Raw genomic sequence first — 19296 nt, forward strand, 5'->3', positions numbered from 1 at the left:
TAAATTTATACCTAATTGTCCCTTTTTGTGAAAAAATCAAACTATCCTTTTTGACCGTTATTGCCTCGTATACAAACCGTACTTAGTTTTGTAACTATAAAAATTATAGTATGATTTTGATTTAGTTAATCTGAATTAATTTATACATGCAAAAAGCATTTTTCATGTAATTAAAGGACTTTTTAAGAACATATAACAAATTCGAAATGAAAGCAATAGGATTTAAGAAATCGTTACCTATCACAGAAAAAGACAGTTTTATTGAGTTTGAAACTGAGAAGCCGTCGCCAACTGGCTTCGACCTTTTGGTGAAAATATCGGCTATTTCGGTGAACCCTGTGGATTTTAAGATCAGGCAAAATGCGGCAAAAGACACGGTACTCGATACGCCCAAGGTTATAGGGTGGGATGCGGTAGGTACTGTGGAGGCAGTAGGTGATAAGGCTTCACGGTTCAAAGTAGGAGATGAGGTGTTTTATGCCGGCGACCTCACCCGAAGCGGGAGCAATGCGGAGTTCCAATTGGTGGACGAACGCATAGTAGGTGCCAAACCCAAAAAATTAAGTATTGCAGAAGCTGCCGCTATTCCTTTAACGGGTTTAACCGCTTGGGAGTCGCTTTTTGACCGTATCAAAATCAACCCTGAAAAAGATAAAGGAAAAACGGTGTTGATCTTGGCTGGTGCCGGTGGTGTAGGCTCTATCGCCATACAAATTGCCAAAAAAGTAGCAGGGCTTACCGTAATTGCTACGGCATCCAGGCCAGATTCTGTACAGTGGTGCAAAGATTTGGGTGCTGATTTTGTAGTGAACCACTACCACCTAAAAGAGGAGCTAGGGAAAATTGGTCATAGTCAAGTAGATTATATCCTAGATTTTGTAGACCTTGGAGGGTATTGGGATACTGCTGCTGAAATCATAAAACCTCAAGGTCATATAGTTTCTATTACAGGTAGTAGCAAGCCATTGAACCTAGATATCCTCAAGGTCAAAAGTGTTTCTTTCTCTTGGGAGTTGATGTACACTCGCTCTATGTTTACCACGGACGATATAGAAAGGCAACACGAAATATTGAATGAAATAGCTAGCTTGTTGGATAACGGAACGCTAAAAACCACGCTGACAACAACCTTGGAAGGCTTCACGGTGGAAAACTTAAAAAAAGCGCATGAAATGCAGGAGTCTGGAAAGACAATAGGTAAAACAGTGATTCTATTTTAAGGTATAAACCTTTATTTTTACCCTAAATAATCACTATTAAAAAGTCAGAAAAATGGCAGAACAGAAATTAACGATTGTGGCGAGGATATTGGCAAAGGCTGAAAAAAGGGCCTTGGTGAAAAGCGAATTGCTAAAGCTAATTGAGGTTACTAGGGCAGAAGAAGGGTGTATCAATTATGATTTACACCAAGACAACGAGAACGAAAACCTATTCCTGTTTTTTGAGAATTGGGAAAGTAAGGAACTGTGGCAAAAGCATATGGAAAACACTCACTTGGCTGAATATGTGAAAGCAACTGATGGTGCTGTAGAAGAGTTTGTGTTAAACGAAATGACGCATATAGGTTAGGGTAAAGTATTTGGCGTAAACCAAGTTGAAAATAGATGTAGAAAGCACAGACTATAGAAAGTCTGTGCTTTTTTTGTTAAAAAGGATAACCAATGCCTATGTTATAAATCACATCACCTTGGGTGGAGAAGATGTTTTTGAAACTAAATTCATCGCCAACCCAGCGTTCGCCCAAGGATTCTGACGGATCCATAAGTTTTACACCAGCATCGAGCCTTACTAGCAGGAAGTCAAAATTCAGTCGGATGCCCAATCCTCCCCCGAGGGCAATTTCCCTCCAAAAGCTTTTGCTAAAGCCTGAGCCAGGGCGGGCAGGATCATCCTTCAAGGTCCAAATGTTGGTGGCATCTAGGAAAAGCGCTCCCTCAAAAAAGCTAAATAAGTCTCTTCTAAGCTCTAGGTTGGCTTCTAAGATAATCTCACCCGGCTGCTCAAAGCGAAAGCGTTGGTTGCCGTTGTCAAGTGTGTCGGTAGAGGAAAAGGAACCAGGTCCAAGCCTTCGGGCAGGCCAAGCGCGGTTGCTGTTACTTCCTCCAGTAAAGAAATACTTTTCATAAGGCATACCCGGCGTGGTGCCATACGGTCGGGCTACTCCCACATGGAAGCGAGTTGCCAATTGGCCACTTTTGCCAACAGGTACACCAAAACGGTTGTCAAAATCACCTTTTATGTAGCGGAAATAGCGTAAGTCGAGGATAGAACCTTGTTCATCTATCAGCCCCGTTTGGTTGTAAAGCCCGAAAAACGTTCCACCAGATTCTACGTACACCTTGTAGAACTTAGATTTCCGCTGCTGGAAACCAAAAATGTTATCGGTGTAGAGGTAATAAGCATTCAGGTTAGATACCAAAGAGCTGTCAAAACTGTTTTTGAGCGTCGAGCCTTGTTGTTCCAGCTCATCCAACCTTTCCCTAAACTCATCTGAAATCTCCTTCGTATTTACTACCCCAAGGTCGAAGGGACTGAAATTAAAAAGCCCATTTCTATTGGTACGCCACTGATAGCTCACCGCACTTTTCAGGTTCACACGTGTGTACTCGGGCCTATCTATGTACGCCCAGCCTCCCGAAAGCTTGGTGATAGGGATTTTTCTAAACAGTTTTCGTTTGGTATGGCTGCGCATAGGAAAAATAATCCGAGGAAAAGAGAGCGATAGGTTTGCCCCGTATTCTTGACTATCGAGGCTTTGTCCTTCTTGCGTACCTCGCTGTACATCCACGGCTGCCCGCACGCTCAGCTCTAATATTTCACAACCTTTAAACACATTTCTGTCAATAAGTGAAAGGCTTACAAAAGGACCTGGCAACGATTGGAATACATTGAGTCCTCCTTCCAAAGAATATTGGTATTTGGGGTAAGGACTGGTGAAAATACTTGCTTTTATGTGTCCACCCGTAGTATCAAAATTAATGTTCACAAACTTGAAGATATCGAGACGGGCCAACGATACTTGCGTGTTTTCCACATTGGTAAGGCTGTAGGGTTCTCCCGGGCGGATAAAAATCTTTCTATCCAACACCTTTTTCGAATAGCTGCTTTCCCCTTCTATATACTCGATATCTTTGTAGTAAGAAATATTTTCCCCTCGGCTTGTATTTACATCAACGTCCGTTTCAAACACTACTTCATCAATCATAAATTTTTTATGCCCACCCTTGTTTGCATCGTTTTTTATGGTAACGTCTATGTCCACAAAGTTTTGCGACAAGGTATCGTTTACCTCAAAAAAGACATACGATTGCCTAAATTCATAATAGCCATTGTCCTGTAGCACTCGTGTGATTCTTATCCGCTCTTTTTCAATATTTTTCTCATTGTAAATATCTCCTTCCTCTAGGGCAGCTTTTTTGAAATTATTGCCAAGAACCTCCAAAATAGCCGTGTCGGGTATATGGTAAAAAAGGTTGCGGATTCTGTAAGGTTTGCCTTCCTCCACAATATATTCTACGTTGATGAGTTTCTCTTCCAATGTATCGAGGGTAATGCTCACTTTCCCATCAAAATACCCCCTCGACTGAAGGTATTTTTCCATTTGTTCTTGGGTATATTCGGAAATATCGTGGTTGTAAATAGAAGGAGGTTCGCCTATGGAACTCATCATCCAGTTCCCATTTTTCAGCTTGTTTTCCAGCTTCAATACTTTTTCCTCCTTTTTTCTGAGCAAAGCACGAATATCTTTCAGGATTTTGGTAGAGTCTTTGGTAAGCTCCTCTTCCTTTTTATCAATCCCGTTAACCTCCACAGAGTCCAATTGAAATTGAAGCTCCCTTATCTTCGTATCGTATTTTACAATGGTTTCCTCTAGCCGAAGACTATCCTTCGATTTGGTTTTGTCGAAGCGCTTCTTTCCTATATTGTAGGCATACAAGTAGGGCATCATAGGTAGGTAAATGATTTTGCGGTTGGGCTTTTGGCGGTAAAATACTTCCAACTCTTCCCCTTCAATGTACTTATTCTTTTTGATGGATTGGTTGAAAATTAAATACTCGCCCTCCTTTAGGTTTTTAACTGGTACACACGAAGTTCCCAGAAACAAGAGTATCGCTAAGCCAAGCAATAGCTTTGGCCAGCTTCGTCTGTTTGCCATCAAATACCCTGATTCTGAGAATATAGTTGAGTTGCCCAAGTTCATATTATCCACCCACTTATTAAGGTGCGCTGGTCATTTTTGCGTTGTTTCCCTTCCTGATTATACAACAAACTACTCGCACATTATTCTAAAAGACCCCACGCCTTTCAATAAAGGTGCAAAATGGGGCAGATAGATATACGGGTATGCTTGTTTAAAATAAAGATTCCGTAAAAATACAGGTGTTTATGAAGAAGTAGTGTTAAAAAACTTAAAAATAAGCTGCTAAAGATGGTTTGCCGCTTTCCCAAAAAAGCTATTTTTGCTCGATCGGGTATCAAAATTATCAAAATTTGAACAAAAATCAGCTTAAACTTATCAAGTCGCTCCATCTCAAAAAGAACCGCACGAAAGAAGGGTTGTTTTTTGTAGAAGGGAGAAAAAACGTATTGGAACTAGTAACGGGCAGCTTTGAAATGGTGGAAATTTTTGCTACTAGGGAGTTTATGGACTTGTACGGGCGTGAACTAAGAAGGTTTGCTTGTCCCGTAACAGAAAGTAGCCAGAAAGCATTGGAGAGCGCGGGAACATTTCAGAGCAATGACCAGGCCCTCGCCTTGGTAAAGCTTCCCCCAGATACATTTACAGCTCCGAAGTATGAAGGAGGGTTAGTACTTGCGCTCGACGATGTGCGGGATCCGGGAAACTTAGGGACGATCTTGAGGATTGCCGATTGGTATGGGATCAAGCAAGTAATTTGTTCGGAAAATACGACCGACCTTTTTAATCCGAAGGTGATCAACTCCTCTATGGGTTCTTTCTTGAGGGTTCAGACGGTCTATATTGATTTGGTTTCTTACCTAGAAAACTTGCCGTCACATGTGCGTTCGTTTGGGGCGTTTATGGAAGGAGATAATTTGCATAAAGAAAAAGAGCTTCCAGCAGATGCTGTTTTGGTGTTGGGAAATGAATCGAATGGGATCAGCCCGGCTCTCGAAAAAGTGATAGGGAAGAAGATTACCATCCCGAGCTTTGGTGGTGCCGAATCGCTCAACGTGGCGACAGCTTGTGCAGTCATATGTGATAATTTTAGGCAGAAGGGGTGATGTGAGGATGAGATGATTTGCTAATGTGCTGATGAAATAGTTTTCTATAGCTTACACTGGCGGGAGCATCTCGCTCGTGCCTAAACATTGATCTCAAGCGTCCGCTTGATTTGACACCAAGTTATGTATCAATTTAGTAAGATATTAGATAAATATAAAGAGCTAACCAATCTAGTTTTTGGATTGACTTAAAAAGAAGAATGGAGAAAGAAAAACTGGAAACCATTTTGGAGAAACATGTACCCGAGGGGGCTGCACCTTTTTTGGTAGAATGGATACTTCGCTACCAAATAGGGGTGAAGATCACCAAAGAAAGGGCAAGCAAGTTTGGGGACTACCGCCCACCGTTTGGGAACAATGGGCATAGGATCAGCATCAACCACAACCTTTCCCCCTACCAGTTCCTCATTACGTTTGTACATGAAACTGCTCACCTTGTCACGTGGGAGCAGCATAAAAACAAGGTCCAGCCTCATGGAAAAGAATGGAAAAATAATTTCAAAATGCTCATGCAGCCTTTCCTCAACGAAACATTTTTCCCCAGTCAAATCCTCCCTTCTCTGAGGAAATATATGAAAGACCCCGGCGCATCTAGTGCAGGAGATGCTCGGCTCTACAAAGCCCTCGATGAACTAAAAAATGAAGACAATGGAAGCGTTTACCTCGAAAAACTACCCTTCAATGCCGTGTTCTTCCTAGAAGATGGACGGAAATTCCAAAAGCACGAAAAGCTCCGTAAAAACTACATGTGTATGGAAATTCGAACCAAAAGACTTTTCAAAATCAGCCCCATCGCAAGGGTTTTTCCTGAGAAGAAGAGGTGAAATATATTTTTACCAAGAAAAACATATTCAACACCCAACATGAAAAAAATATTAGCCATTAACGGAAGTGCAAGCGAAAACTCATCGAACCTTTCAATTTTGAAATGTTTTTCCCAGCTATTGGGAGATAGTTTTGAAGTAAAGATCATAGATGATTTAAGTGATCTTCCTCCTTTTAGAACTGCCCTTACGGCAAGGAACACTCCTGAAAAAGTGGTGCAGTTTCGGGAAGCCATAGCCGCAGCCGATGGAGTGATAATATGTACGCCTGAATATGTGTTCAGTATCCCGAGTGGGCTTAAAAATGTCTTGGAATGGTGCGTGTCTACTACTGTTTTTTCAAAGAAACCACTTGGGCTGATTACCGCAGCGGCAAACGGGGCAAAAGCCTATCAAGAGCTGCAACTAATCATGAGAACAATAGAAGGTCTTTTTACTGAGGAAACTATGCTGCTTGTGCAAGGGGCAAAAGGGAAAATAAATGCCGAGGGGGAAATAGTAAACGATGACCTGAAAATCAAGCTTGGTCAGCTGGCAAACGCATTTGTGGAGTTGGTGGAGCAGAATAGAGGGAAATAAAAAAGCTACAAAGAAACCACTTTTGGTTGTGGCTTTGTAGCTTTTTTATTTTCAATCGGCTTTTATACCAGCTCGGTGAAGTTTTCCAACTTCCAAGTAGAGCGAGTGCTTATGTTTGCCTTCAGCTCGTTAAGGATAGAGTACAAGCCGAAGTAGGTTCTATTGATGTACAAACCGTCTTTTGCTCCCCTTGGCTTCTTCGAATTCTTGAGCACTTTTACATTAGAGGTCTGCTCGCCAAAGTCATAGATTTCTTGGAAATAATCATCATTCCCAAAATCGAAAGTGGGGGAATAAAACGGTCTGCCCAACAAACTGATCATCGTTTTGAAAATACCGAACAGTTCCCTTTGTTCCTCAGCTGTATCGCTTTCATAAATAAATGTGAGCGACTTGAGGTTTTTCATCAACCGCTCATCTTCCTCCATAAGGTTCTTGTCTAGCAAGATGAAGTATTTCTCGTAATACTCTTTGGGAATTACTTTCACACAGCCAAAATCTATAATGCCCAATGTTCCATCATCCCTTATCAGGAAATTGCCAGGATGCGGGTCGGCATGCACTTCTAACATGCTATGGATTTGGAAATCGTAAAAATCCCAAAGAGCTTGCCCAATCTTATTTCTCACTTCTTGGCTAGGATTGGTCTGCAAAAACTCTCCTAGGTGCATTCCTTCCAGCCAGTCCATTGTGAGGACATGCTTGCAAGATAGATCTGGATAATAGCTTGGGAAATAGAGATTTGGGATGTGCATGGTAGCTTCCGAAATAGCCTGAGAACGTTTTAGCTCTAAGTCGTAATCCGTTTCCGAAAGCATCATGGTTTCCACTTCGCTCATGTAATGGTCTACATCTTTCTCATTGAGGTTGAGCAGGTTTACCGCAAAAGGCTTTACTATTTTTAGGTCAGAGCTTATGCTTTCTGCCACGCCCGGATATTGGATCTTTACCGCAAACTTTTTTCCATCCAATTCCGCTTGGTGCACCTGCCCAATGGAAGCGGCATTTACCGCATCGTGGGTAAAGCTGTCAAACATATCGGAAGGACTTTTGCCAAAATACTTTTTGAACGTCCTCACCACAAGCGGAAAAGATAGGGGAGGGGCAGAGTACTGAGCCATCTGGAACTTTTGAGAATATTGCGATGGGAGCAGGTTCCTGTCCATGCTCATCATCTGGGCTATTTTCAGGGCACTGCCTTTCAATTCGCTAAAAGAATCGTAGATATCCTTCGCATTGTCCTCGTGCAGCTCATCTTTCGATAAAGAAGGGTCAACCACTTTCTTGGCATAATGCTTTACATAATTCCCACCTACTTTTACGCCGGTTTTCATAAACCTTGCGGCTCTTTGAACTTTGCTTGCAGGGATGCTGTCTTGAGTTTTAGTTTTTTTCGCCATGTTAGAATTTTGATGTCGCTTTTCTTTAACCGCCTGTTCGCCGAAAGGGTTTGCCAAATAGAAGAAGCTTTCAAAAGTTTAAAAACATCTATTAAGATTTACATGCATTTTGAAACCATAAACATGAAACAAGCAACCTTTCTTATTTATTTTGGAAAAGGAATTTTGCCAGATCAAAAGCTTGGTCCAATACGGTTAGCCCCATAAGGTCCATGGTAAGATTGATCGATTTTTCGATGGCTGCATCTGTCTTTTCAAAGTTTTCGGATTCATCCTTTGCCCAAAATTTCAATACCAATACTAGTTGCCCCCATATCAGGTTAGGGTATTTTTCACTGATCACCGGTCGGCTGTGCAGTTCTTGGGTATCGAACCCTTCGGCTATCAGTTCGTTGGCAAAACCAAAAAACTCTTCTCTAAAACCCTTGGCAAATGTAGGGGTGCAAAGCGAAAGGCTTTTCTTGGCATCGTCTATGGTATATACCACAAAACTTCTTTGCTCTTTCAGTATTTCTATCAATGTGAAAAAGAAGGACAAGAGCTTTTCCCTTACGGAATATTCTTGGTAAACCTCTTCTGCTTTCACTTGCTCTAGTGTTCGTGTGATGAAATCAGTCCAGATTTCTTTTTTGATTGCCTCGAAAGAAGAATAGTGCTCATAAAAGGACTTTTCCCCTTCACCTATCGAATCCATGAAGTGGTTTACGGATGAAGGCTCCTTTTTATTTTGCAAAATGAAGTCGATGTAAGTTTTTTTAATCTTTTCTTTAAATTTTTTCATAGGATTATAAACTAATGTGAAAAAAATTTAGTTCTTTAGACATGAAGTTTGTTTGTTAGTTTAGTTTATTAAAGTGGAAAGGAACCTTCTATATTAGGGGGTTTCTTTTTTTTTGTCCTCTGCCCTCTCAGGGCTGTTTCTGTAAAATAAGCCTGCCGATTAATAAAATACGATATTACCTGTAAGTAGTTTTCCTTTTTTATTCCCTCCTCTTCAAATTGTCTATATTTGAACTTTGATGTATCATTAACCTACAGATGACATGTAGTGTTTGACAAGTTTTTAAAGACTGTGAAAAATATTACATGTAAGTTTTTAATATAAATTTAACTTTTTGAACGACATGCCGACAAATAAAGCAAGCGCAACACACTTTGAAAATGCTAAAAAAGTAATTCCCGGAGGAGTTAATTCTCCTGTAAGGGCATTTAAGGCCGTGGGCGGTACCCCCTTGTTTATAAGGGAGGCCAAAGGTGCTTATCTTATAGATGAGGACAACAACAAGTACCTAGAATTGATCAATTCGTGGGGGCCGATGATATTAGGCCATGCCCATCCAATTATTACAGAGGCGGTACAAAAAGCAGCGGAGACATCCCTTTCTTTTGGTGCGCCAACTTCAAGAGAGGTGGCCATAGCGGAGCTTATTGTGTCTATGGTTCCTTCCATAGAAAAAGTAAGGATGGTGAATTCGGGCACGGAAGCTACTATGTCCGCCATACGCTTAGCTAGGGGCTTTACAGGGAAAGATAAATTTATCAAATTTGAGGGCTGCTATCATGGCCATGGCGATAGCTTTTTGATAGCGGCCGGAAGTGGGGCGATTACTATGGGCGATCCGGACAGCCCAGGAGTAACCAAGGGCACGGCGAAAGACACCCTTTTAGCTCCTTACAACAATCTTGAGGCAGTTCAACAAGTGGTAGATGCAAACAAGGGAGAAGTAGCGGCGATAATTTTAGAGCCAGTGGCAGGGAATATGGGCTGCGTGTTGCCCAAGCCTGGTTTTTTAGAAGGCTTAAGGGTGCTTTGCGATAAAGAAGGAATTGTCCTTATTTTTGATGAGGTGATGACCGGGTTCAGGCTTGCCCCAGGTGGTGCGCAAGAGCTTTTTGGTGTGACTCCAGACCTTACTTGCTTAGGTAAGATTATTGGTGGAGGAATGCCAGTTGGCGCTTATGGTGGCAAGGCTGAGATCATGGATTTTGTTTCGCCAGTAGGTCCTGTGTATCAGGCAGGAACGCTTTCGGGCAACCCTATTGCTATGGCGGCCGGGTTTACTATGCTTAGTTACCTCAACGAGCATCCAGAAGTATACACACGCTTGGAGCAGATTACCAAAACGCTAGTGGATGGAATTGCGGTCAATGTAAAAGAACTTGGGTTGGGCTATACCCAGAACCAACTTGGCTCAATGACCACGCTCTTTTTCAATAATAGTAAAGTACATGATTTTGAAGATGCAAAAGCATCAGATATGGAGGTGTTCAAAAAGTACTTTAATGCCATGCTCAATCGTGGTGTTTACTTAGCGCCTTCGCAATATGAAAGCCTTTTCTTGTCCAACGCTCTCACCGACGAGAATGTGGAAACAATCATCGCAGCCAACAAAGAGGCTTTGATAGAGATTCATTCATAGATTTTGGCCTAAGGCTACCCAGCCTTAGGCTATTTTTATCTTTTAGAAGTGCCTTCTGTCGAAAAGGTGTAAAATTTTAAAGGGAAACCTCATGTGGTTTTGATCGAAATCTGTAATTTGAAGAACATTTCAAGCTAATCCGCAAGCATCCTTTTTTTACTCACCAAAAAATATTTTTCAAACGTCTAAATTTTTATCTCATGGAGTTTTTGTATTTTATTTTGATAGGTCTAGTAGCAGGTTGGTTAGCAGGGAAGATAATGAAAGGAGGGGGTTTCGGTTTAATTGGGAATATCGTTATCGGAATCATCGGGGCGATCTTAGGAGGATGGGTACTAGGTTTGGTTGGTATTTCTTTCGGAGGGTTGATAGGCTCTATAGCAACTGCGGTAATTGGGGCAATTTTACTTTTGTTTGTGGTAGGATTGGTCAAAAAGTAGTTATTTCGAAGTAAAATGGTTATTTTTGCCCTACTAAGCCAGTGTGACAAGACATTCGTTATGCTGGCTTATTTGGTTAGAAGAGCTTAAAGCCTTGAACGAGTGTGATGTGTACTTAGTGGGAGTATTTTTGGGGATTTTGATGAGCGGTAATAATGTGCTCTAGTAAGAGGGTTAGTTTTGTTTAAAAAGAAAAAAAAGCCCATTGTTTCTACAATGAGCTTTCCAAAATGCCTTGCTAATAAATGAATATTAGCATTGCCTGCATACTATCTGGCTTACCTTAACCAAATAAGCTGCCAAACTTTTGCAAACTGGACAATATTTTTTAATTTCATTCGTTTGTGCGCATTGAAAGTACCTCAAAAAACAGTTAAATAACATATATAAAAGAACAAACCAGTTTATTCTGGGCAACGCTATTAAAGATCATCTTCATGTTGTAAAACATATTCAGGTAAAGCCTCGCCACTATGTAGCGAGGTTTCCTTTTTTTGGGGAATTGGAAGTAGGTTTGAAAAAAAATATTGAAGTTGATCGTTAATTTTTGATGAAAAAATTTGCTTATAAAAAGTAGTTTAAGATATTTGCAATCCCAAAACGGAATGGCGAGGTAGCTCAGTTGGTTAGAGCGCAGGATTCATAACCCTGAGGTCACGGGTTCAACTCCCGTCTTCGCTACAATAAACCCTTCAGACAATCAGTTTGAGGGGTTTTTGCGTTTTAGGCAACTCTTATAGAGGCTCTTTTCCTTGTTTTCCAAAAAAAATAAATAAGCTTAAAAACTCTTCCCCAAAAAACTCATACTCCAACTCTTGCAACTTATTCCCTATCTTTGTTGCGAGATTCGCCCCTGAGGGCAAAAATTAATACCGAACTTATTTTATTGTGGAAAAATTTGAGATGATCGCCAAGACCCTTTTTGGGTTTGAGGAATTGCTGGCTGCCGAATTGGAAGAGATTGGGGCTACGGATATTGAATTGTTGAAACGTGCGGTAAAGTACCGTGGCGATCAAGAGGTGCTGTACAAAAGTAATTATTTGCTTCGTACGGCTATAAAGGTATTGAAGCCTATTACTACTTTTCAGGTGCGCAATGAGTACCAATTGTACGATCAGATAAAAAAGATAGATTGGGAAGATTACATGACCGTGAACCAGACCTTGGCGATAGAGGGGACGACCAGTGGTGAGATTTTTACCCATTCCAAATATGTTGCCCTCAAGTCGAAAGATGCGGTAGTGGACCAATTCAGGGACAAATATGACAAACGCCCCTCGGTAGATACAGAAGATCCCGATTTGCGGATCAATGTCCACATAGCGGAGGATCAATGTACGGTTTCCCTTGATAGCTCTGGGGTGACGCTCAATAAGCGTGGTTATCGCTTGAGACAGGTATTCGCTCCTATGAGTGAAGTGTTGGCCTCGGGTATTCTGATGCTCACGGGCTGGGACAAGAAGCGGAATCTCATAAACCCAATGTGCGGTTCTGGTACGGTTGCCATTGAGGCGACACTGATGGCCAGAAATGTACCTGCGGGCTATTTTAGGGATTTTGCCTTCCAGTACTGGAAGGATTTTGACCAAGCACTCTGGAAGAAAATAAAAGACGAGGCAATAGAGAAGATTACCGATATGGAAGGAAAGATTTACGCTTCTGATATAGAACTTAATGCGATCAAAGTTTCCATAGACAATGCCGAGCGAGCTGGGGTAGATGAATTTATAGAATTTGAAAAAGAAGATTTTCTCGAATCGAAAGCTAAGCTGGAAGATGCTCTCGTGATAATTAACCCGCCTTATGGGGAAAGACTGGAAGAAGCTGAGGACATGGTGGAGTTTTATAAGGAGATAGGAACGCAGCTAAAGCACGGCTACAATGGTTGCGATGCGTGGATTTTGAGTGGAAACCTCGATGCTATCAAATTTGTCGGTTTGCGCCCTTCCCGGAAAATCAAGCTTTTCAATGGACCGATTGATTGCAAGCTCCATAAATTTGAGCTTTACCGAGGTAGTAAAAAAGCATCGAAGCAGGGGAAGGTTTAGTTTTAGCTAGCCGAAATCAGTTCTAAGATCTAAATAAAATACAAGCTTAATCTTGCTTCAAAATTCGTTTACCAACCAATAAGTTCAATGCATAAAGACATGTTCAAGCTTCCCATTTCCTAAGTTTGAACATGCTCTTATATCAAAGTGCTTCACTAGCTCGACTCAACTAGTAATTTATTTAACCGAACTTATACATTATCATGTTTAAAAAACTACTTTTCCCATTTCTACTTTTAGTATTCAATACTTCCCTTTCTTTCTCCCAACAAACTTCTAAGCCCAATATTATCATTATCTTGACCGATGATGCCGGCTATGAAGATTTTGGCTGCTATGGTTCCACGGAGTTTAAAACTCCTAACATTGATAAACTTGCAAAAAATGGAGTGCGCTGCACGCAAGCGTATGTAAGCGGAACTTGTTGCAGTCCGTCGCGAGCAGGGCTTATGACAGGGCGCTACCAAAACCGATTTGGGCACGAGTTCAATTTGCCAAGGCGAGCAAATAAGGGAGACGACCCAGAACTTTTGGGCATGGATGTGAACGAATTGACCATTGCCGATCTGCTAAAAAAAGAGGGATATTATACAGGGATAGTTGGGAAATGGCATTTGGGGATGAAGAAAAAGTTCCACCCCATGAACAGGGGTTTCGATGAGTTTTTTGGCTTTTTACATGGCTCAAGGTCTTATTTTCCTACTGAAAAGGCGGAATTTATGGAGCCAATTTACCGAGGTTTTGAAAAAGCTGGAGAGCAACCTTACCTTACCGAAGTATTCACTACCGAAGCCATCGACTTTGTGAAACGGAATAAAGAAAAACCATTTTTCCTATACCTCTCGTACAATGCAGTGCATGCCCCCATGGATGCGCTTCCTGAAGACGAAAAGCTGTATGATAGCATAGAATGGACGAAAAGGAGAAAGTTGGCTGCGATGACCCACTCTCTCGATAGAGAAGTAGGAAGGTTTATGAATACCCTCGATTCTTTACAGCTTACAGAAAATACCTTAATCTTTTTCCTCAACGATAACGGAGGAGCGACAATTAGCAATGGGGCTAGCAATGGCAAGCTCAACGGTCAGAAAGGTACTGTGATGGAAGGGGGAGTTCGGGTTCCGTTTATCGTTCATTGGCCGTCAAAACTCAAAGCAAAAGAATATCAGCATCCTATAACTGCACTCGATATTTTACCTACTTCTTTGGCTGTAGCGAAAGGGAAATTACCCAAAGACCGAGTCTATGACGGGGTGAATATCCTTTCTTATCTCAGAGGTGGGAACCTTTCTCGTCCGCATCAAACCTTCTACTGGAGGTATAACAATTGCGCTGCGGTGCGTGAAGGTGACTGGAAGCTGATCAGGATGCCCGACCGCCCGGCTATGTTGTTCAATTTGGCTCGGGATGAACAAGAGCTGATAGATATGGCTATCGATAAACCCGAGTTAGTTGCTCGTTTGTACAAAAAGCTTTTTGAGTGGGAAAAAAGCTTGCCCTATCCCCGTTGGAGATCAGAAGTAAAATGGTTTGAAGAGGATGTAAAGCGCTACGATAAGGCTTATATCAATGGAAAAGCTAGGTGGTAATAAGCTTTATTAGCCTTTTTCAATATAAAAAGCCCCTACGTGTGTAGGGGCTTTCCATTTCTAATCCAATCGGTGAACCTAGTTCATGTCTTCACCTTTCTTCAATTTTTCAATGCCTGCTTCCAGGGCTTTTTTGTTAAGCTCATCGGGTGCTTTTTCGTAAGCGAGCTTCGCATATTTCAATGCTTTTTTGTAGTTGCCTTCAGCAGAGTAGCCTCTCGCCAAGCCAACATTGGTAGGCCATTGTCCTTCAAACTTTTTGGCATTTAGTTGGAACATTGCCATTGCCTCCGCTTTTTTGCCAGCCGCCATCAGTTGCCTACCCAGCCCATGGATTTGAGTTGGGTCGGTTGCAAGGTTTGCTGCCTCTAGCAAAACTGTTTTAGCTTCTTCCGCTTTGCCAAGTTTCGCCAATATCCTCGACTTCATTTGCAAGGTCTGGAAGTTTTTATTACCTACGAAAGGGGCACCGATTGCGGCATCTGCCCAAGTAAGCGCCTCCTCTAAGTTGATATTATTTTGAAGGCAAAAACCAGCTGCTTGCATCCAGTTTATCCATGTGAAGCCTGTTCCCGAGCGCAGTTCTTTGCGGATTTCGGTAAGGTACAGTTCATTGATGTTAGGTACTTCGATCTTAAAAGGGATCATCAGCTCTTCCCATTTGAGGGCGCAAACGGAATTGTCTGGATTACGTTCAATAAATTCATAAGTCAACCATTCGGTATACTCAGATTTAGCAGGTTTCACAGTCACTCTCAGGGCATCTTCCTCCTCTTTGTAGAAGTAACTTCCCCAAGAGCTGGAATTGTTGGAAAAAACAACAGTGCACTCATCTTCGCCTACAGCTATGTGCAGACCGTATGTTCCTGCTGGAAGCTTTTTGCCTTCTATCAATACATCGTGGCTTACAGTGAAGATCGTGTTCATGTTTGCACCTGCCCTCCAAGGCGAAGGATTGCCATAGCCAAAGCCCAAGTCAGTAAAGCCGTAAGGGACTAGTTTTCCCCAAATCTCTCCTTTTCTAGATTTTCCGCTAGGTGTGGAAACATCTGGGCTGCTGTAGTCTATAGTCGCTTTTACCAGCCCGATCCACTGGCTCACGCTCGCCTTTTGGTTGTCGCCGCTGGGCGGTAGGGTCAACGCTTGCGAATGGGCAAGCTGTACGCTAAATAGCAATAGTGCAATTGAAATTAGTCTAATCTTTCTCATGTAGTTCTGTTCAGTTAAATATTGGAATCTATTTCGGACGCAAACTAAGGTTTTTGTAGAAGAAAAAAAGGGGGACTTGGGTCTAGGCATATTTTCGGTTTGAACGGTTGGAAACTATTTGCAGGAGGCGTAATTGAAAAAGGCTTGGCATTTTGCGCCAAGCCTTTTCTATAGGTTTGATAGCTAAATTACCTGTTAAAATTCCGCTTTCACTTTTTCTTTAAAAAGCTTTTCGAATTTCTCTACTTTAGGCTTCACTACATAAATGCAATACGGCTGGTTTGGGTTGTTTTGGTAATACTCTTGGTGGTAGTCCTCCGCCTTGTAAAATACATCTAATGCGGTGACCTGGGTAACTATTGGGTCACTCCAAAGTCCTGATTCCCCAACCTCTTTTACAGCTTTTTCCGCAGCAACTTTCTGCCCTTGGTTATGGTAGAAAATTGCTGAACGGTATTGCGTACCTACGTCGTTACCTTGTTTGTTGAGCGTAGTTGGATCATGGATTTTCCAGAATATATCCAACACCTCCTCGTAGGAGATTACTTTGGGGTCAAATGCGACTTGCACCACTTCGGCATGCCCAGTTTTACCCGTACATATTTCATTGTAGGTAGGGTTTTTGAGTTTTCCACCGGTGTACCCCGATATCACAGATACTACTCCGTCGGTTTTTTCATATACCGCTTCTAAGCACCAAAAGCAACCGCCGCCAAGGGTTGCGTATTCCAACTTATCTTGTATCATAATTTTGTGAGGTTATGTATTGATTATCATTCGAATGAAAAGAGGCTAATGCCAAAAATCCCGCAAGTAAAGCGGCAAAAGTCAATGGCAAAAGGAACTTGTTTCTCATTTGAGAATGGTTTGTTACACAATAGAAATCGAAAAGAATAACTACCCGATTTACAAAAGGGACTAAGAAAACAGCCAAAAGAGGAAAATTGTTCGTTTGAGTCAATTAATACCCTGCTCTTCAATACTACTAACGGCGATACTCTTCTGAAAACGATGATTGTTTAAGGCTTGGGAAATAAGCTTCATACTAACGTTCGATTCGATAAGGCTTTTACTCACCTATCTCTTCAGAAGTAATTTTCAACATAGCGCTTTTCAATCCTTTGGTTGTGGCTGTGATAGTTATGGTTCCCGCTGTACGTTGAGAACGGACTACGAGTAAGGCTTTTCCTTGGAATACCTTTCTTTCATCGCTCACAAAGGGTTCGCTGCTGGCGATATCAGCATTGCCGACCCCTGCATTTGTCCCCTTACCAGTCACTTTGAAACTGATGTTGTTGGAAGCGTTGGGGATGATCAGGCCATTTTTATCCACCACTTTCACAGTGATGTATGACAGATCCAAACCGTTTGCCTTGATCTTTTCTCGGTCAGCTTCCAAGAGAATATGGTGTGGTTTGCCAGCGGTTTTTAGCTCGTGGGAGCCCACTACTTTGCCGCCTACTTTTGCTTCAGCTTTGATCGTGCCTGCGGTGTAGGGAATTGTCCATTCTAACTTGTCATGCATCTTTGGTCCCAACAGCGGAGGGTTTTCCGGATCATATTCTTCCGCCGAATGTGCGGTGATATCCTTAGTGTAATACTGCTTGGGAATTTGCTTAACTCCAACTGATTTTCCATTTACAAAAAGCTCCACTTCTTCGCAGTTGCTGAAAGTCAGGAGTTTTACAGAGTCTTTGCCCTGCCAGTTCCAGTGGGAATACATGGGCTGGTAGCGCAGCTTTACTTCGTTCCAGAGCTTTGAAGTGGCACTGCCTTCGTCGTAAGCAGTGATGTGCACCATGGGTTCTTCGCTGAACAGGCTTTGGATGTAATAGCTAAATGATTTCCAGTGGTCGTTCCAGTCGATGATGCCATTTGCCCAGCCTTTTGCCGGCCAGCCGAAGGACTCCCCAATGTAGTCCGTTCCGCCCCAGTAAAATATCCCTACGGAAGTATGGTGGTTGATGTTGAACCACTCGCCACCCAAGTTGCCAGCCTGCGCCTCGCTGAGGATGAAGGTCAGTTGAGGGTAATTAGCTTTGTCCACTGGCCAGAATTCTTCCCGGTAGTTGGTGCTTACCACATCCATGTAAAACTCCATTTCGGGTGGACCTTCTCGGTAATAGTTTTCCGTTCTGTATGCCCCGCTTTTTCTAGAAGGATGTAAGGCGCAAGTTACTTTTCTGTAAGGGTCTAGGTTATGTACGAAGCTGACCATTTCCTTGAGCATCGGCACGCCAAAACCTGCCTTTGGGCTTCGCTGCTGCCTTGTTTCATTCGCCACGCTCCAAATGAAGACCGAAGGATGGTTTCTATCTCGTTTGATGAATGCTTCCAAGCTACTTGCCCAGTGGTCATCAAAGCTGTTTCCTTGGCCAAAAAATTGATCGCCCCATTTGTCAAAGGCTTCGTCGAAGACTAGCATTCCGTTTCGGTCGCACCAATCGAGGATAAACGTATCGTGGGGGTTATGGCTCAAACGAATGCCGTTACAGCCTAGTTTTTTTAAACCTTCCAAGCGTCGTTCGAAACCGCGCTCAAAAGCGGCAGCGCCCAAGGGTCCCAAATCATGGTGGATGTTTACCCCTTTTACAAAGACCTTTTCACCGTTGAGCAAGAAACCTTTGTTTCGGTCAAACTCAACCGTTCTAATCCCGAAAGTAGTTTCGTAGGTGTCTACTTCCTTGCCATCTATCGCTACCGTGGTCATTACTTTATATAGTGCTGGGTTTTCCAAGTCCCACAGCTCAGGGTTTGAAATTTCCAGAGTTTGCTTGGCTGTATAAACCTCTCCAACGGCTACTGGAATGATATCAAAAACTTTCCCTTTTGATTTTCCTTTTGGGTCGAGTACTTCTGAAGTCAAGGTTACTTCAACTCCCTCTGCTTCTCCATTGATAAATTCCGTTTGGATGAGTGCCGAAGCCATTTCCTTTTTCACCACAGGGGTGGAAACAAACGTTCCATGGTAGCCAACACGAACGGGCGAGGTGATCAGGAGATTTACATCTCGGTAAATTCCTTCGCCGTTGTACCAGCGAGAGCTTTCCATATCGGTGTTGTCGTAGCTCACAGCGATCAAGTTCTCTCCTTCCTTTGCTGCTTTGGTGATGTCTACCAAAAAAGCTTCAAAGCCATTGAGCTGATGGGCAAGTTCTTTTCCGTTTACAAATATCTTAGCATCTCGGTAAATCCCTTCAAATTCGAGGAATACCTTCTTTCCCTTGATCTCATTACCTAGCGCAAGCGATTTTCGGTACCAACCTTTTTGACGAGGTAAAAAGCCATTTTTTCTATCCGAATTGAGGCTGTCTTCCATGAAAGGACCAGCAATGCTGGCGTCGTGTGGAAGGTGAACCGTTTGCCAACTGGTATCATCGAAGTCTGATGTTTCTGCTGCTGAAAATTCGCCTCTCGCATATTTCCAGTCAAAGTTGATGAGCTTGGTTTGCCTTTGTGCAGTTGCCCCAAAGGAGGAGAAAAGTAGGGTAAGTAATAATGTATAATTAAGTATTGGTTTCATATTTTTTAGTATTAAAGTT

15 protein-coding genes and 1 tRNA gene are annotated in these 19296 nt (G+C 42.3%); 10 read left to right on the top strand and 6 right to left on the bottom strand.

Annotation, left to right across the window (positions count from 1 at the left end; genetic code table 11):
- The first annotated feature begins 206 nt into the window (after positions 1-206).
- Together R9C00_10510 and R9C00_10515 are read left to right on the top strand one after the other, a co-directional pair.
- Positions 207-1220, top strand: a complete 1014-nt coding sequence (locus tag R9C00_10510) for a zinc-binding alcohol dehydrogenase family protein (protein WPO37885.1) — start codon at positions 207-209, stop codon at positions 1218-1220.
- 52 nt (positions 1221-1272) lie between these two features.
- Positions 1273-1569, top strand: a complete 297-nt coding sequence (locus R9C00_10515; protein ID WPO37886.1) for a putative quinol monooxygenase — start codon at positions 1273-1275, stop codon at positions 1567-1569.
- A gap of 76 nt (positions 1570-1645) precedes the next feature.
- Here R9C00_10515 and R9C00_10520 read toward each other — a convergent pair whose 3' ends face one another.
- Complete coding sequence (locus R9C00_10520; protein WPO37887.1) at positions 1646-4156, bottom strand: POTRA domain-containing protein; 2511 nt, start codon at positions 4154-4156, stop codon at positions 1646-1648.
- A 335-nt stretch (positions 4157-4491) separates the two neighbouring features.
- Between R9C00_10520 and R9C00_10525 the strand changes: the two genes are divergently transcribed.
- From R9C00_10525 to R9C00_10535, 3 genes are all read left to right on the top strand, one after another.
- Complete coding sequence (locus R9C00_10525) at positions 4492-5244, top strand: RNA methyltransferase (protein WPO37888.1); 753 nt, start codon at positions 4492-4494, stop codon at positions 5242-5244.
- A 200-nt stretch (positions 5245-5444) separates the two neighbouring features.
- Positions 5445-6068 carry a transcription elongation protein SprT gene (locus R9C00_10530; protein WPO37889.1) on the top strand — a complete coding sequence of 208 codons (624 nt, stop codon included), beginning with the start codon at positions 5445-5447 and terminating at the stop codon, positions 6066-6068.
- Positions 6069-6107: 39 nt separating this feature from the next.
- Positions 6108-6647, top strand: coding sequence for an NAD(P)H-dependent oxidoreductase (locus R9C00_10535; protein ID WPO37890.1), 540 nt, complete (start codon positions 6108-6110; stop codon positions 6645-6647).
- Between the two features lie 62 nt (positions 6648-6709).
- On the opposite strand, the gene R9C00_10540 is transcribed toward R9C00_10535, so the two are convergent.
- Together R9C00_10540 and R9C00_10545 are read right to left on the bottom strand one after the other, a co-directional pair.
- Positions 6710-8047, bottom strand: a complete 1338-nt coding sequence (locus R9C00_10540; GenBank protein WPO37891.1) for an AarF/ABC1/UbiB kinase family protein — start codon at positions 8045-8047, stop codon at positions 6710-6712.
- 142 nt (positions 8048-8189) lie between these two features.
- Positions 8190-8828 carry a TetR family transcriptional regulator C-terminal domain-containing protein gene (locus R9C00_10545; GenBank protein WPO37892.1) on the bottom strand — a complete coding sequence of 213 codons (639 nt, stop codon included), beginning with the start codon at positions 8826-8828 and terminating at the stop codon, positions 8190-8192.
- Between the two features lie 343 nt (positions 8829-9171).
- Here R9C00_10545 and hemL point away from each other — a divergent pair, with 343 nt between their 5' ends.
- From hemL to R9C00_10570, 5 genes are all read left to right on the top strand, one after another.
- Positions 9172-10467: a glutamate-1-semialdehyde 2,1-aminomutase gene (gene hemL / locus R9C00_10550; protein ID WPO37893.1), complete on the top strand. Its 1296-nt coding sequence runs from the start codon at positions 9172-9174 to the stop codon at positions 10465-10467.
- Positions 10468-10667: 200 nt separating this feature from the next.
- On the top strand, positions 10668-10907 hold the full coding sequence (locus R9C00_10555) for a GlsB/YeaQ/YmgE family stress response membrane protein (GenBank protein ID WPO37894.1): 240 nt from the start codon (positions 10668-10670) through the stop codon (positions 10905-10907).
- Positions 10908-11514: 607 nt separating this feature from the next.
- Positions 11515-11588: transfer RNA gene (locus tag R9C00_10560), tRNA-Met, on the top strand.
- Between the two features lie 207 nt (positions 11589-11795).
- The gene (locus tag R9C00_10565; protein ID WPO37895.1) at positions 11796-12956 is read left to right on the top strand and encodes a THUMP domain-containing protein; all 1161 of its coding nucleotides are present in this window, start codon (positions 11796-11798) and stop codon (positions 12954-12956) included.
- Between the two features lie 203 nt (positions 12957-13159).
- Complete coding sequence (locus R9C00_10570) at positions 13160-14545, top strand: sulfatase-like hydrolase/transferase (protein WPO37896.1); 1386 nt, start codon at positions 13160-13162, stop codon at positions 14543-14545.
- Positions 14546-14623: 78 nt separating this feature from the next.
- On the opposite strand, the gene R9C00_10575 is transcribed toward R9C00_10570, so the two are convergent.
- The 3 genes from R9C00_10575 to R9C00_10585 all read right to left on the bottom strand — a co-directional run bounded on the left by R9C00_10575 (position 14624) and on the right by R9C00_10585 (position 19277).
- Complete coding sequence (locus R9C00_10575; GenBank protein ID WPO37897.1) at positions 14624-15754, bottom strand: DUF2911 domain-containing protein; 1131 nt, start codon at positions 15752-15754, stop codon at positions 14624-14626.
- Between the two features lie 195 nt (positions 15755-15949).
- Positions 15950-16501 (bottom strand): peptide-methionine (S)-S-oxide reductase MsrA, encoded by a 552-nt coding sequence (gene msrA / locus R9C00_10580; protein WPO37898.1) that lies wholly within the window; start codon positions 16499-16501, stop codon positions 15950-15952.
- A 322-nt stretch (positions 16502-16823) separates the two neighbouring features.
- A complete protein-coding gene (locus R9C00_10585) occupies positions 16824-19277 on the bottom strand; it encodes a glycoside hydrolase family 2 TIM barrel-domain containing protein (GenBank protein WPO37899.1) in 2454 nt (817 codons plus the stop codon).
- Positions 19278-19296: the final 19 nt, after the last annotated feature.

The organism is Flammeovirgaceae bacterium SG7u.111 (assembly GCA_034044135.1).
Classification (GTDB): domain Bacteria; phylum Bacteroidota; class Bacteroidia; order Cytophagales; family Flammeovirgaceae.

What these genes read in the sequence shown, in the direction of transcription:
- R9C00_10510 (WPO37885.1), top strand. Translation starts at nt 207, where the DNA reads ATGAAAGCAATAGGATTTAAGAAATCGTTACCTATCACAGAAAAAGAC.
- msrA (WPO37898.1), bottom strand. Translation starts at nt 16,501, where the DNA reads ATGATACAAGATAAGTTGGAATACGCAACCCTTGGCGGCGGTTGCTTT.
- hemL (WPO37893.1), top strand. Translation starts at nt 9,172, where the DNA reads ATGCCGACAAATAAAGCAAGCGCAACACACTTTGAAAATGCTAAAAAA.
- R9C00_10520 (WPO37887.1), bottom strand. Translation starts at nt 4,156, where the DNA reads ATGGCAAACAGACGAAGCTGGCCAAAGCTATTGCTTGGCTTAGCGATA.
- R9C00_10570 (WPO37896.1), top strand. Translation starts at nt 13,160, where the DNA reads ATGTTTAAAAAACTACTTTTCCCATTTCTACTTTTAGTATTCAATACT.
- R9C00_10545 (WPO37892.1), bottom strand. Translation starts at nt 8,828, where the DNA reads ATGAAAAAATTTAAAGAAAAGATTAAAAAAACTTACATCGACTTCATT.
- R9C00_10555 (WPO37894.1), top strand. Translation starts at nt 10,668, where the DNA reads ATGGAGTTTTTGTATTTTATTTTGATAGGTCTAGTAGCAGGTTGGTTA.
- R9C00_10585 (WPO37899.1), bottom strand. Translation starts at nt 19,277, where the DNA reads ATGAAACCAATACTTAATTATACATTATTACTTACCCTACTTTTCTCC.
- R9C00_10530 (WPO37889.1), top strand. Translation starts at nt 5,445, where the DNA reads ATGGAGAAAGAAAAACTGGAAACCATTTTGGAGAAACATGTACCCGAG.
- R9C00_10540 (WPO37891.1), bottom strand. Translation starts at nt 8,047, where the DNA reads ATGGCGAAAAAAACTAAAACTCAAGACAGCATCCCTGCAAGCAAAGTT.
- R9C00_10535 (WPO37890.1), top strand. Translation starts at nt 6,108, where the DNA reads ATGAAAAAAATATTAGCCATTAACGGAAGTGCAAGCGAAAACTCATCG.
- R9C00_10575 (WPO37897.1), bottom strand. Translation starts at nt 15,754, where the DNA reads ATGAGAAAGATTAGACTAATTTCAATTGCACTATTGCTATTTAGCGTA.
- R9C00_10515 (WPO37886.1), top strand. Translation starts at nt 1,273, where the DNA reads ATGGCAGAACAGAAATTAACGATTGTGGCGAGGATATTGGCAAAGGCT.